The 12,860-nt window shown below is 40.7% G+C and carries 18 protein-coding genes; all 18 read right to left on the bottom strand.

Going from position 1 to position 12,860, the window contains the following annotated elements; genetic code table 11:
• Positions 1-44: 44 nt before the first annotated feature.
• Positions 45-2,126, bottom strand: coding sequence for an NADH-quinone oxidoreductase subunit NuoG (nuoG, locus tag R3D71_01535; protein MEZ5690331.1), 2,082 nt, complete (start codon positions 2,124-2,126; stop codon positions 45-47).
• Positions 2,127-2,128: 2 nt separating this feature from the next.
• Entirely contained in the window at positions 2,129-2,326 is a 198-nt protein-coding gene (locus tag R3D71_01530) for a type II toxin-antitoxin system HicA family toxin (protein ID MEZ5690330.1), read from the bottom strand.
• Positions 2,327-2,542, bottom strand: a complete 216-nt coding sequence (locus R3D71_01525) for a type II toxin-antitoxin system HicB family antitoxin (GenBank protein MEZ5690329.1) — start codon at positions 2,540-2,542, stop codon at positions 2,327-2,329.
• Between the two features lie 28 nt (positions 2,543-2,570).
• Positions 2,571-2,723 (bottom strand): hypothetical protein, encoded by a 153-nt coding sequence (locus R3D71_01520; protein ID MEZ5690328.1) that lies wholly within the window; start codon positions 2,721-2,723, stop codon positions 2,571-2,573.
• 72 nt (positions 2,724-2,795) lie between these two features.
• Positions 2,796-3,137: a hypothetical protein gene (locus R3D71_01515; GenBank protein ID MEZ5690327.1), complete on the bottom strand. Its 342-nt coding sequence runs from the start codon at positions 3,135-3,137 to the stop codon at positions 2,796-2,798.
• A gap of 21 nt (positions 3,138-3,158) precedes the next feature.
• Entirely contained in the window at positions 3,159-3,581 is a 423-nt protein-coding gene (locus tag R3D71_01510; GenBank protein MEZ5690326.1) for a hypothetical protein, read from the bottom strand.
• Positions 3,582-3,585: 4 nt separating this feature from the next.
• Positions 3,586-4,863, bottom strand: a complete 1,278-nt coding sequence (nuoF, locus tag R3D71_01505; protein ID MEZ5690325.1) for an NADH-quinone oxidoreductase subunit NuoF — start codon at positions 4,861-4,863, stop codon at positions 3,586-3,588.
• Positions 4,864-5,109: 246 nt separating this feature from the next.
• Positions 5,110-5,763: a type II CAAX endopeptidase family protein gene (locus tag R3D71_01500; protein ID MEZ5690324.1), complete on the bottom strand. Its 654-nt coding sequence runs from the start codon at positions 5,761-5,763 to the stop codon at positions 5,110-5,112.
• A gap of 45 nt (positions 5,764-5,808) precedes the next feature.
• Complete coding sequence (locus tag R3D71_01495; protein ID MEZ5690323.1) at positions 5,809-6,600, bottom strand: hypothetical protein; 792 nt, start codon at positions 6,598-6,600, stop codon at positions 5,809-5,811.
• Positions 6,601-6,623: 23 nt separating this feature from the next.
• Positions 6,624-7,403, bottom strand: coding sequence for a DUF3298 domain-containing protein (locus R3D71_01490; protein ID MEZ5690322.1), 780 nt, complete (start codon positions 7,401-7,403; stop codon positions 6,624-6,626).
• Between the two features lie 19 nt (positions 7,404-7,422).
• Entirely contained in the window at positions 7,423-8,022 is a 600-nt protein-coding gene (gene nuoE, locus R3D71_01485; protein MEZ5690321.1) for an NADH-quinone oxidoreductase subunit NuoE, read from the bottom strand.
• Positions 8,023-8,065: 43 nt separating this feature from the next.
• Positions 8,066-8,656 carry a hypothetical protein gene (locus R3D71_01480; GenBank protein ID MEZ5690320.1) on the bottom strand — a complete coding sequence of 197 codons (591 nt, stop codon included), beginning with the start codon at positions 8,654-8,656 and terminating at the stop codon, positions 8,066-8,068.
• Positions 8,653-9,834, bottom strand: a complete 1,182-nt coding sequence (locus R3D71_01475) for an NADH-quinone oxidoreductase subunit D (protein ID MEZ5690319.1) — start codon at positions 9,832-9,834, stop codon at positions 8,653-8,655. The genes R3D71_01480 and R3D71_01475 overlap by 4 nt, the downstream gene beginning before the upstream one ends.
• Before the next feature lie 198 nt (positions 9,835-10,032).
• Positions 10,033-10,542, bottom strand: a complete 510-nt coding sequence (locus R3D71_01470) for a GNAT family N-acetyltransferase (GenBank protein ID MEZ5690318.1) — start codon at positions 10,540-10,542, stop codon at positions 10,033-10,035.
• A 19-nt stretch (positions 10,543-10,561) separates the two neighbouring features.
• Positions 10,562-11,134: an NADH-quinone oxidoreductase subunit C gene (locus R3D71_01465; protein ID MEZ5690317.1), complete on the bottom strand. Its 573-nt coding sequence runs from the start codon at positions 11,132-11,134 to the stop codon at positions 10,562-10,564.
• Positions 11,135-11,192: 58 nt separating this feature from the next.
• Positions 11,193-11,843 (bottom strand): histidine phosphatase family protein, encoded by a 651-nt coding sequence (locus R3D71_01460; protein ID MEZ5690316.1) that lies wholly within the window; start codon positions 11,841-11,843, stop codon positions 11,193-11,195.
• Positions 11,840-12,385 (bottom strand): NADH-quinone oxidoreductase subunit B family protein, encoded by a 546-nt coding sequence (locus R3D71_01455; GenBank protein ID MEZ5690315.1) that lies wholly within the window; start codon positions 12,383-12,385, stop codon positions 11,840-11,842. The genes R3D71_01460 and R3D71_01455 overlap by 4 nt, the downstream gene beginning before the upstream one ends.
• The gene (locus R3D71_01450) at positions 12,376-12,741 is read right to left on the bottom strand and encodes an NADH-quinone oxidoreductase subunit A (protein MEZ5690314.1); all 366 of its coding nucleotides are present in this window, start codon (positions 12,739-12,741) and stop codon (positions 12,376-12,378) included. The genes R3D71_01455 and R3D71_01450 overlap by 10 nt, the downstream gene beginning before the upstream one ends.
• Between the last annotated feature and the right edge of the window lie 119 nt (positions 12,742-12,860).

Here is a 12,860-nt window from a genome sequence, read left to right as displayed (position 1 = left end):
GATAGACAGCTCTTTATGAGTATATACTCTACAGCATTCCCTCATTAGGCGGCCTTTCCAACCTGGTTCATAGCTATATAATTACGCGAGCATTCCGCCATAGTTTTACTGGCCCTAGAAATTGGGTCAGTCATGTAGAAATTAGTTATAAATTCCGCGAATGGCTCTGAGGAAATGTGAGTTGAGTGTGAGATATGCAAAGTAGAACACGGAGCTGGTACGATCTCTCCTATCTTTGCGAAGTGCGGCGCTATTTCTTCCATCCGCACGCGAAGCTGGTGAATATTATCATAAGGTAGTGGTTTCCCTACATAATCAGACAAGGCGCGGATAATTGTCCAATCCTCTTTTGCCTGCCCCACTGGGAAGACCGCCCGTTTGGTACGCTGCACACGCCCTTCCAGATTGACATATGTCGCTTCTTTCTCAGTATAAGCGGCAGACGGTAAAATAACATCAGCACGATGCGCTCCATCATCACCATGATGTCCCTGATACACAATAAAAGCGTTACCAAGAAGAGCCATATCAAACTCATCAGCTCCCAGCAGGTAAACAAATTTTACTCTTTCCTCTTCATTATCAGCGACACATCCCGAAAAAATCTCCGCTATATTACGACCACCTTTTTCAGGAACAAAGCCAAGATCAAGCGCGCCGACCCGACCAGCAGCATGGTGGAGCATATTAAGACCATTCCAATCATCCCTAATCACACCATATTTTTTAGATATTGACTTTATGGCGGAAAAGATAGCCATTCCGTCCTCACGAGCTATCGCTGACGCACCAAGAATAATAACTGGATTTTTCGCCTGCTCTAATATGTCACATAAAGGATGGGTTCCATAAGATATATCAGACAAGCTTCTTGGATTATTTCCGAATGACTGTACAGGATAATTGAAATTATCAGCGCTTCCAATACTATAGACGCTAACCCCACCTTTAAGATAGGCTTTACGGATCCTAGCGTTAACTAAAGACGCTTCTTTTCTTGGATTAGCGCCGATCATTAATATAACATCCGCCTGCTCAAGACCAGATATTGTTGTATTGAATAAATAGTTAGAACGGCTACTAGTATCAAACATAGCGCCATCCTGACGGCAATCACGATTTGTTATTTCCAAGCTATCTAGCAAATCACGAAGCGCCATAACGCTCTCAGCGCAGGCGAGATTACCGGAAAGCGCTGCCATTTCCTCAGGTTTCAACCCTTTCATTTTCTCAGCTACGAGCCCAAGAGCCGCCTCCCAACTTGCCTCTTTAAGCTTACCATCTTTACCACGTATATATGGTCTATCAAGACGCTGCGCACGCAAGCCATCGCAAGCGTGACGAGTTTTATCGGAAATCCATTCCTCATTTATCTCTTCATTAACTCTAGGCAATACACGAAGAACCGACTCTCCACGAGAATCAACACGAATGTTTGAACCGACCGCGTCCAGCACATCTATAGTCTCGGTTTTTTTAAGCTCCCAAGGACGAGCGTTAAAAGCGTATGGTTTGCTGGTAAGCGCGCCAACCGGACACAAATCCACAAGATTGCCGGAAAGTTCTGAAGATATGGTTTTTTCGACATAAGTCCCTATTTCCATATGCTCACCACGCCCGAAAGCTCCAAGCTCTGGCACCCCAGCCACTTCTGTAGCGAAACGTACACAGCGGGTGCAGTGTATACAACGGGTCATCTCGGTTTTGACTATTGGCCCCATATATTTATTCTCAACCGCCCGCTTACGCTCTTTGTAGCGGCTTACACCAGTTCCATAAAACATAGCTTGGTCCTGAAGGTCGCACTCACCACCCTGATCGCATATAGGACAATCCAGTGGATGATTGATAAGCAAGAATTCCATTACCCCTTCACGAGCTTTTTTTACCATCGGCGAATTGGTTTTTACCACCATACCCTCAGAACACGGCAAAGCACATGATGCTTGTGGCTTGGGAGGCCCCGGCGAAACCTCAACCAAACACATGCGGCAATTTCCGGCTATGGCTAGCCTTTCATGGTAACAAAAACGTGGTATCTCTATACCAAGACGTTCCGCCGCCTGTATTATTACTGTTCCGTCCTCTACTTCAATTTCCTGATCATCTATCGTTAATTTTGGCATTTTTAATTCTCAAATTCCTGTTTAGTTAAACCGGATTGTCTTACAATTGATCCGAAAGTCCCAATAGGCATATCTTTTCTAGGATGCGGGACAATAACCTTATTTTTTCCGTTATGCAATTTCACATGACTACCATTTTGTGATTTAACAACAAAACCATTTCGTTCCAGAACTTTTATAATATTGCGTGAACTAACCATTTACGTTTTTATGTCCTGCTCAGCAACCATAACCAACTCTACTGGAACATAATTCGTATCCCCAATATCATCATCCTCAAAATATAGCTCCAATGCCTCTTTCATGTTTTTCTGAGCCTCATCCAAAGTCTTACCAAAAGTTGAAAGTTCAAAATTAAGGCATTTAGTAACAAAATAGTTTCCTTCTTTATAAATTACATATTTTACATTATGCATTTTGTCTCCATTATTTTCGGTTAAATATTTAGCTACACTTAATATCTATAGAAAGTGGTAGTATTATTTCCCCACTATTACTACGAACCTGCCATTCACCAAGCCATACACCGTTACCATCATCAGGAGTCTGTAAGTCCGGATCTCCGGCGATAGCGTTTTCAACTTCTTCTTCCATCAAAGATTTAAACTCTTTCTACATTCTACCTCTACAATTAATCTAACCTTTATACCAATTTTGGCATAAACTTACTTACTTGCTTACTCTCTGTTCATTAATAAGATCAAAAACCTTTTCCTTTAGTGCTTCAAACTCCTCTTTCTTCTTATTCCCGAATTTAACCAGATTGTGATTCACTTGTTTTTTATCTCGTGAATTATTCCGACCACTTACCACGAATTCTATTTCTCCCATTCCAAGAAGAGAAGGCTTTTTATAAGCTACTTCTGATATTGCGCCAACTGGTATCTCTCTTTTCGCGTTAAGACCAAACTTAACTATATTAAAAACACCAGCACGGTTAATTATAACCCTGTCACTCATCAGCTCTATTTGACCATCATTCCCCTCAACCTTCATTATAATATTACCCATAAAAACCCCTGATCCTTTATATTAATATTTAGAGCAATTACCATAACTTTGAGAAAAAAGCGGTTTGCCAGATACTAGAGAATGCTGCGAGACTGCAATATCAAACCATTTTCCAACTCTTGGCGATATACTAGTAAAAATCCAGCTACCTGAAACCGTTTTTTCGCCAAGAACCAATAATTCTCTATCATCAAGAATTTTTACGCCATTTCTACCTATCTTGCCAGTCATACGAACTGATTTAGTGGTGAGATTTATAGCATCTATTATGATTATGTCACCACCAAGAGGCTTTTTATTAGTTCTCACGTTAGTACCATCATAGAAAGTACCGTAGTCAAAATCACATTTAAGCCTACCCAAGCTCTCCCAATCATAGTTGCTAGCCAATGCCAGTTTAGGACAAAATATAATATAAAAGAAAATTACTATATATCTCTTCATTTAATTAAGCGACCTTTCTTGAAAATTCTTTAATGCGTCGTTCAATCTCTGGACGGAAATGACGAACGAGCCCTTGTACCGGCCAAGCGGCGGCATCCCCTAAAGCGCATATAGTATGCCCTTCTATCCGACCAGCCACATCAAGCATTAAATCTATATCAGAAACCGAAGCGTTACCCTCTACCATGCGCTCCATCATCCGCCATAACCAACCAGTTCCCTCACGACATGGCGTACACTGACCACATGATTCATGGGTATAGAATTTTGAAAGACGAGCAATCGCCTTTACTATATCGGTTGATTTATCCATAACTATGACGGCGGCTGTTCCAAGACCAGAGCGTTCAGCCTTAAGACTATCAAAATCCATAAGCACTGTCTCACATATTGACTTTGGCAGAAGTGGAACGGATGAACCGCCGGGAATTACCGCAAGCAGATTATCCCAACCACCACGCACTCCACCAGCATACTTTTCTATGAGTTCCTTAAGCGGAATTCCCATTTCTTCCTCAACATTACATGGTTTATTTACATGTCCAGAAATACAAAATACTTTTGTTCCAACGTTATTAGGGCGACCAATTCCGGCGAACCAAGACGCTCCACGCCGCAATATAGTTGGTACCACTGCTATTGACTCAACATTGTTAACAGTAGTTGGACATCCCCACAAACCAACACCAGCTGGAAATGGTGGCTTAAGACGTGGCTGTCCTTTTTTCCCCTCTAAAGACTCAATAAGAGCCATTTCCTCACCGCAAATATAAGCGCCCGCACCACGATGGACAAAAACATCACAATCATAACCACTACCGCAAGCGTTTTTACCAAGCAACCCCGCCTCATACGCCTCGCCTATCGCATATTCAAGACGGCCGGCTTCTTCACGAAACTCGCCACGAATATATATGTAAGCGGCAACTGCCCGCATGGCAAAGCAGGCTATCAAGCAACCTTCTATCAATTTATGTGGATCATGACGCATCATGTCCCGATCTTTACAAGTTCCCGGTTCCCCCTCATCGGCGTTTACAACCAGATATGATGGACGACCATCTGACTTCTTGGGCATAAATGACCATTTAACACCAGTTGGAAAACCAGCTCCCCCACGCCCACGCAGCCCTGATGCCTTGACCTCATCTATAATAGCATCCTGCCCCTTAGCAAGTATCGCCGCTGTATTATCCCAATCACCACGAGCGCGCGCGCCAGCCAATGTCCAATCCTCAAAGCCATATAAATTAGTAAAAATTCTATCTCTATCTTCCAGCATCTATATATTCTTTCTGATTACGCTATAGTCATTTGGAGCAATTATTACCCTAAATAATTATAAAATCCAACACTTATAGCTATTTGCATAAATAACGTTACACATTATTTATGCATTTACGCCTGCTACGCGGCGGGTATTATAGCCTTATTATATGGGTAAAAATAAAGCTTAGTTACCACGTTATCCACATATTATCGCGGCACTTTGCACTACTTAATAATTTTGGTCAATAATATTGCGTTATTATTTCACCGCCAACCCATGATAAAAATACACTCCAAGCCCTAGAGTAAAAACCCAACAACCATATAATGCGTGTTCAAATATCGCTGCCGCTAGCGACTGCGTTCTTTCATAGGTTCTGGCAAAAAATAATCCGCCAATTACAGTAAAAGATATAGCGACCCAATTTTGTAGAATAATATGCGCCCAACCAAACAACACCCCGCTTACAATCCACAAATATCTTTTTGAAAACAAAACCTTAAAACGATGATAGAAATAGGAACGATAAAGAAATTCCTGTGGTAGCACAGAAAATAGCGGATACCATATCATAACAATAAACCAGACTGATGGACGCTCAGTTGGAAAAGAAAATAATTTTGCTGGAATTACAAGATAGGTGAAGAAAAATAACGTTAAATACACTGTAAGAATTCTTGGAAAAAGCTCTTTTATAAATCTCCTATTTACCGCTCTTAGATTAAGATCTTTCGTAAAGCTATAATTATAGTATTTTTTGAGAATTATAAAACAAATGATGCTCAGCGCCACAAGAACAGAATAAATCAAGCTACGAACCTTGTATATAGAAAGCAAAGAAGGCAGCACAGCGAAAGAAAACGCTAATTCAGCGCATAAAAGATATTTATACTTATTTGATGTTTTTCGCATTATCAGTGATTATACTTTATGTCCCAAGATAGGCTAATCGAAATTTTAATTTTTTGTCTTAGCGTATTTTTTCTCCAAACATTCGCGAACATGAGCATTTTCAATATAACGTAAAGGCAATGAAACGCTTATAGTACGCCTCATAACATAAGGAAGCACATCAAAACGCATATCCAGCCCATCTTTAGTGAGAAATAAATTATTGATCCCTTTATCAATACCTTCCGCAGGAATCCATAGACTATCGGGTTTTTCTTTTATTCTCGAGACCAAATCCTCATACATAAGCTCTTTTTGAGCTTCAACCTCCTTTGCAATAAACAAATTAATCTTCTTAAGATTATCGCCGAATAGCTGTTGGTAAGTATATTCCTCACCTGTCTCAACATTAAATATATGGCTGTTACTATAGCCGTTAGGATGGGGCAACCCATAATCATAATAATAACCTGAAGTGCTAATAGCCAACAAAGAACAATCATTCATATCCACCTGAAAATCATAATTTCTGCTATTTTTTGCTGAATCTTTACTCTCAACCGAAACCCCTTCACATGAATTATAAGACCTGCCTTCAAAATATCTGGGAGCGACCTCTTTATCAAAAAAACCGTTTATTTTCTTCATGGCTACAGGGTTAATACCGCTTACTACCGGTTTATATATTTTTGCCTCACATAGGCAATTGCCGAAAGGAACTTTATTTTCACTTGGAATACAGTCACTATATTTGTAGGTTCCTACCTGCACAGGAACACGCTTTATAGTGACTTCACTAGCCCATGAAAAAGATATAAAATATATAAAGACGATAATAAAACTTGGAAACAGTCGCATTATTCTACTCCACCCAGACCAAACTACTCTCGCAAAACATCCGCTAATTCTTTATTGGCCAAAAATTCTTTTGGCACAACAACCTCAACTATTCCTTTGGCAAAGGAGGCAACTATATAAGGGTTAAAGACAATTTTAAGATTACCGCTGGAATCTACATAAAAACTGCATTTGTCACAGCCGTTTTCTGAAACGAAACTATCTTTTATGCTGCTACCGTTAAAATAATTAGTTCCCTCTTCTTTTGTTAATTTACCTATTATATATTCATTCAGTTTTTTATATCTCTCTTTATCACTGCCAAAAATATCGGCAACACCAAGAATTTCACCACTATCAAGATTGATGATAAATCCATCTTTAGCGTACATATCATGGGCAGCACCAGCATTAAGCCCCCTGAATAATTTTACAATGCTTAAAAAGTTTTTCTTCTTAAAATTAGCGTCAAAAGATATGTCTCTATTATCACCCATTCTATCATGCAGTTCTGGCAATTTATCCGCTTTTATTCCTTCACATTTACGAGCTACAACATTATCCAGAAAAAATTTATTCAACGATTCCTGCCCTGATTTATCTTTAATCTTGGTAAAAACAGGGTATTTGATAGACGACTCACATCCACAAAATTCCCAGACCGTATTTGATTTTTCCGCCAATGATTCAGCAATACATTTCTTTGTATTATTAGTTTTGAGGAAATACCCTTCCTGATAGGTTTTAAGCTGAAAAATATCAGCGGCGCAAACAGAATATGGCAATGACATGAAAAAAATAGAAAAGATTATGAATCTTAACATGTTAGATACTCTATATAGTTTAATCCCCAAACGGCTCACTAGAGTTACGACCTATCTGAGAACCGGTTTTGAGTGGTCTTCCCCGTTCTAACGAATCTATAAGCTTACTAACTGACTCAGGAGTTAGATCCTCATAATAATTATCTTCCTCACCATAGCTAGACACCTGACAAACCGGAGCGTTAACGCAAGCGCCAAGACACTCAACCTCACGCAGGGTAAATTGTCCATCAGCTGTTGTCTCTCCTATTTCTATGCCTAAGCGACTTTTGCACATAGAGACAATTTCTTCCGATCCACGCAACCAACAGGGAGTAGTGGTACAGACCTGAACACAGTGCTTACCCACCGGCTCAAGATTATACATAGTATAAAAACTTGCCACCTCATACACCCTAACCGGTGGCATTCCTAGAATACCAGCTATATAATCCATTGCTATTTTTGGTAGCCAGTTGTTGTTTTGTTTTTGTGCCAGAGCAAGTAACGGCATCACCGCGCTTTGCTGTCTACCTTCTGGATATTTCGCTATTATATATCTAGCCTTTTCTAAATTCTCATCGGTAAAGATAAAATTTTCTGGCTCTATATCTGGGTTATAATAATATTTAGCGGTCATAAATCAAAATCTTCAATCTATCATTTATATTAGGTAATCAAAATTACGGTATAACCTTATTGTATACCTTAACCATACGGCTGCCACGTACAGCCACATGCTCCGGTAACATAAGTAACATTTGTCCACGTGTAAAAGGTTTTTTATCTTTAGCGACAATAAAACAAGCAAGGCTATCAATCGGAATACTGTCTTTATATAAAAACAGCAATCCTTCCTTACTCACCACAAATTGCTGAATATTCTTCTGCCTAGTCATCGCTATCTCTTTAATCTCCTTAAGGCTTACATCCCTAAGACCACCAAGATACTCACCATACCGGCTATCACCACTAAATACATAATACTGAATGGGAGCTTCCTGATACCTCTTCAACTCTACACCCGGTGGCACCTCATAAACCATAAGTAAACGCCATGTACCATATAATTTCCAAGTTTCACAAAGCTCAGAAGGAGGAAGCTCTGGGAACAAAGCGAGACTGCTGGTTGGCAGATTTTGGCTTTCTTGTCTATTTTCTTGCTGATTATATGGATCAGACTGAGCGTACGAAATGGAATTACTGATAGCGAAAAGTATAAAAGCAAGCAGCGCTTTTTTTATAAAATCCGCCATTATATTCCTGCAACTCATCTATCTATCTCGCCAAACACTATGTCCATAGTACCGATAATCGCGACTATATCCGCAAGCATATGCCCCTTGCCCATAGCCTCAAGAGCCTGAAGATGCGCAAAACCCGGAGCCTTTATTTTACAGCGGTATGGCTTGTTTGTACCGTCGGCGACCAAGTAAACACCAAACTCTCCTTTAGGAGCCTCAACTGCTGTATAAGTACTGCCAGATGGGACATGATACCCTTCACTATATAATTTGAAATGATGGATAAGCGCTTCCATAGACTGCTTCATTAACGCCCGTTTCGGCGGAGCCACTTTTGGATCTTCCGTTACCACCCTGCCTTCTGGCATTTGCTCAATACACTGTTTAATCAAGCTGAGAGACTGCCGCATTTCTTCCATACGCACTAAATAACGATCATAACAATCACCATTTTTACCAATTGGAATATCAAACTCCAGCTTATCATAAACATCATAAGGCTGAGACTTGCGTAAATCCCACGCCACGCCACTTCCACGCAACATAACACCAGAAAAACCAAGATCAAACGCCTGTTCTTTTGAGACAGCACCTATATCAACTAGGCGCTGTTTGAAAATGCGATTCTCAGTAAGTAGATCATCAACATCATCAATATATCGCACATAGTTTTCACAGAATTTGTATATATCATCGGTAAGACCGACCGGAATATCCTGATGAATTCCTCCCGGACGGATATAAGCGGAGTGGAAACGCGCGCCGGACGCTCTCTCATAAAACTCAAGCATTTTCTCACGCTCCTCAAACAACCATAAAAGAGGGGTCATCGCCCCAACATCTAATGCCTGAGTCGTAATATTTAGAATATGATTAAGAATACGGGTAAGCTCGCAGAACATAACCCTGATATATTGCGCCCTTAAAGGAACCTCACAGCCAAGAAGCTTCTCAACAGCCAGCGAGTAGCAATGTTCCTGCGCCATGGGCGAAACATAATCAAGACGGTCAAAATACGGCAAAGCCTGTAAATAAGTTTTGTGCTCAATAAGCTTTTCGGTACCGCGATGCAGAAGCCCTATATGCGGATCAGCGCGCTCAACTACCTCACCATCCATCTCCAGAACAAGACGTAAAACGCCGTGCGCCGCCGGATGTTGAGGACCAAAATTTATCGTGGTTGTTGTAGTTTTTGTGTTTTGTGTCATAGTGTTAGTGGCTAGTAGTTGTAATTAGTAATTAGTGATTTAATAAAATTTGAATTATGTATCTCTTTTCAAAACAACACCCTCAATGATTAATGCTATAAACTCGCAACTAATGAATTTTATACTAGCAGATTGGATATTACCACTATTTTCTACTGATTCACGCTACTTACCAAACACTAATCATCAACGATCAGCTTACAAAAACTTATGCATAATGTAAACATCTACTAGACCTTTATCTGCATGCTCAAAGCCCTTAGGTAGAGTACCAACTATCTCAAAACCAAATGATTTCCATAGTTTTACCGCTATATCATTTACGCTTACCACAAAATTGAATTGTAGTGATTTATAGCCTTGCTTGCGAGCAAGAGCGATAATTTCATCACCAAGCGCACTGGCGATTCCTATACCACGACAATCAGGACACACTATAAAAGAAGCATTAGCGACATGCCCACCTCTTCCTGTTCTATTAGGACGAATCGCGGCGACTCCCGCCACCCTGCCATCAATATCAGCGACGATACAATTAGTGCCAGCGGCTGACATCCAATAAGCAAGCGACCTCTCTGGTGTCATTTCCTCAAGAGTATAGGAATAAGTCTTACCCTCAGTAAGTATTTCACAGAAAATATCGTATATCTCCTCAAAATCCTCAAGACGAGCTTCCCTGATTACAAAATTTTTTGTTTTTTTACTCATGTGTTAGGTGAAGACTAAGTTAGCTGGCTTTTTCATCACCAGGGAGTACGTAATCCATACCTTCCCATGGGCTGAGATAGTCAAAATTACGATAGGCCTGATTTAGCTTTACTGGCTCATAGACCACCTGTTTACGCTCAGCGTCATAACGCATTTCAACGTAACCGGTAAGTGGAAAATCCTTACGCTGCGGATGCCCTTCAAAGCCATAATCGGTAAGGATTCTTCGCAAATCATCATGACCAGAGAATATAACACCATACATATCCCATACCTCTCTTTCGAACCAAGAGGCTGATGAATAAATAGATACTACCGATGGTATAGGGGTTTCCTCATCAGTTACCACACACACGCGGAGCCGCTTATTCTTTTTTAGGCTTAACAGCATATAGACAACCTCAAAGCGCTGAGTACGCTCAAGATAATCAACACCAGCTATATCAACCAGTTGCACGAATTGTGTAGATTCATCGTCACGCAGGAAGGTAAGAAGCTCAACGAGATTATCCGCTGGGACATTTATAACCTGCTCACCATTTTTGCTTCCCACAGAAGCGGAGAATTTTTCTAAAATACTATTATCAAACATTATGTAATACCTCTCGTATCATTATTTATTCCACTTTCTTTTGCCACACACTTACTTTTCAAACTAACGGGAGGCGGAGTATATTTCTATCTTTATCAAGTGTAATCAGGTTAACCTGCCACTTGCCATTTTTTTTCTCAGGAGTCTTAAATTCATATATATCACAATTATTTACCAATCTACCACGCTTTTTTAACTCATCAACAGCTTTCTCACCACCAATAGCGATTCCTATGAGACGCAGCACCACTCCACCGTGAGTAACAAACAAGGGAGATTTGCTCTCACCCAAATACCGTTTTACCACATATGACACCCTAGCTCGCAACTCATCCTTACTTTCCTCACCATCAACAAAGCCGCCAAGTTCCTTAAATTCTCGCCTTCTCTTTTCTGAAAGCCCCTCGCCCAGACCATAGTCGCGCTCATTAATTCCAGCGTCTGCAATATGTTTTATATTACGCAATGAATCCCTATCAAAGGATATTTTAGCTGTATCCTTAGTTCTCTGCATTTCGCTGGTTACGACTAGATCAATCTTATCTCTTAGCTTTTCTATTATATCTCCGGCTTGTTTTGCCTGCTTTTTACCTTCCTCAACAAGATACGCCTGACTTTTACCGCCACTTGCCATCCCCTTTTCATTATCGTTAGTTTTCGCGTGGCGCATGACATAAAAGGTTTTTCCGTAGGGAAAATCATCCGTCACCTAATAATACTCCCAGTCCTACGAATTTTTTTCTGTAATTGTAGAATCCCATACATAAGAGCCTCAGCGGTTGGCGGACAACCCGGAACATAAACATCCACAGGCACAATGCGATCACATCCACGCACCACTGAGTATGAGTAATGGTAATAACCACCACCATTAGCGCAACTCCCCATCGAGATGACGTAACGCGGCTCAGCCATTTGATCGTAGACCTTACGCAGGGCTGGGGCCATTTTATTACACAGAGTTCCGGCGACAATCATAACATCCGCCTGACGTGGACTAGGACGAAACACCACACCGAGATGATCCATATCATAACGTGATGCCGCCGCTTGCATCATCTCCACCGCGCAACAAGCAAGACCAAAGGTCATTGGCCATAAGCTGCTAGAACGAGCCCAGTTTACCAACTTATCAAAATTAGTGACTACAAAACCCTTATCATTGAAGTCAGTGAACACATCCTTGAGCAGAGCGTCCTGATCGGCTGATGACAGCTTATTATTCAAATTATTTCGCGCTACTACTCCCATTCCAGCGCCCCCTTCTTCCATTCATATATGAATCCTATGGTAAGCACGGTCAAAAACGCCATCATTGACCAGAAACCAGCCACTCCTATCTCTCCAAGAGAGATCGCCCAAGGAAATAAGAAAGCGACCTCAAGGTCAAAAATTATAAATAGGATAGCGACCAGATAGAAACGCACATCAAACCTACCACGAGCGTCACCAAAAACATCAAAACCACACTCGTAAGGTGAATTTTTCTCTACATCCGGTTTTTGCCTACCTATAACCATAGGAGCTAACAGCATGATAACTGAGAGACCAACAGCAATCCCCATAAAAACAAGAATCGGAAAATATCCAGCGACAACTTGATCCATAATAACTTTCGTAAATTCGTAAAAATAGTGGTTAGCAATCAGCAAAAACTATACTAATGTCTGACAATTACCGATTACCAGCTATATTATAACGAGGCTATTATAGCTAGCCACTAATC

The sequence above is a fragment of the Rickettsiales bacterium genome (assembly GCA_041396965.1).
GTDB lineage: Bacteria > Pseudomonadota > Alphaproteobacteria > Rickettsiales > SXRF01 > SXRF01.
Note: the sequence above shows the minus strand (reverse complement) of the source record. Positions and strands in the feature narration are given on the sequence as shown.

Coding starts and splice junctions, on each gene's coding strand:
- nuoG (MEZ5690331.1), bottom strand. CDS start 2,126: ATGCCAAAATTAACGATAGATGATCAGGAAATTGAAGTAGAGGACGGA.
- R3D71_01530 (MEZ5690330.1), bottom strand. CDS start 2,326: ATGGTTAGTTCACGCAATATTATAAAAGTTCTGGAACGAAATGGTTTT.
- R3D71_01525 (MEZ5690329.1), bottom strand. CDS start 2,542: ATGCATAATGTAAAATATGTAATTTATAAAGAAGGAAACTATTTTGTT.
- R3D71_01515 (MEZ5690327.1), bottom strand. CDS start 3,137: ATGGGTAATATTATAATGAAGGTTGAGGGGAATGATGGTCAAATAGAG.
- R3D71_01510 (MEZ5690326.1), bottom strand. CDS start 3,581: ATGAAGAGATATATAGTAATTTTCTTTTATATTATATTTTGTCCTAAA.
- nuoF (MEZ5690325.1), bottom strand. CDS start 4,863: ATGCTGGAAGATAGAGATAGAATTTTTACTAATTTATATGGCTTTGAG.
- R3D71_01500 (MEZ5690324.1), bottom strand. CDS start 5,763: ATGCGAAAAACATCAAATAAGTATAAATATCTTTTATGCGCTGAATTA.
- R3D71_01495 (MEZ5690323.1), bottom strand. CDS start 6,600: ATGCGACTGTTTCCAAGTTTTATTATCGTCTTTATATATTTTATATCT.
- R3D71_01490 (MEZ5690322.1), bottom strand. CDS start 7,403: ATGTTAAGATTCATAATCTTTTCTATTTTTTTCATGTCATTGCCATAT.
- nuoE (MEZ5690321.1), bottom strand. CDS start 8,022: ATGACCGCTAAATATTATTATAACCCAGATATAGAGCCAGAAAATTTT.
- R3D71_01480 (MEZ5690320.1), bottom strand. CDS start 8,656: ATGAGTTGCAGGAATATAATGGCGGATTTTATAAAAAAAGCGCTGCTT.
- R3D71_01475 (MEZ5690319.1), bottom strand. CDS start 9,834: ATGACACAAAACACAAAAACTACAACAACCACGATAAATTTTGGTCCT.
- R3D71_01470 (MEZ5690318.1), bottom strand. CDS start 10,542: ATGAGTAAAAAAACAAAAAATTTTGTAATCAGGGAAGCTCGTCTTGAG.
- R3D71_01465 (MEZ5690317.1), bottom strand. CDS start 11,134: ATGTTTGATAATAGTATTTTAGAAAAATTCTCCGCTTCTGTGGGAAGC.
- R3D71_01455 (MEZ5690315.1), bottom strand. CDS start 12,385: ATGGGAGTAGTAGCGCGAAATAATTTGAATAATAAGCTGTCATCAGCC.
- R3D71_01450 (MEZ5690314.1), bottom strand. CDS start 12,741: ATGGATCAAGTTGTCGCTGGATATTTTCCGATTCTTGTTTTTATGGGG.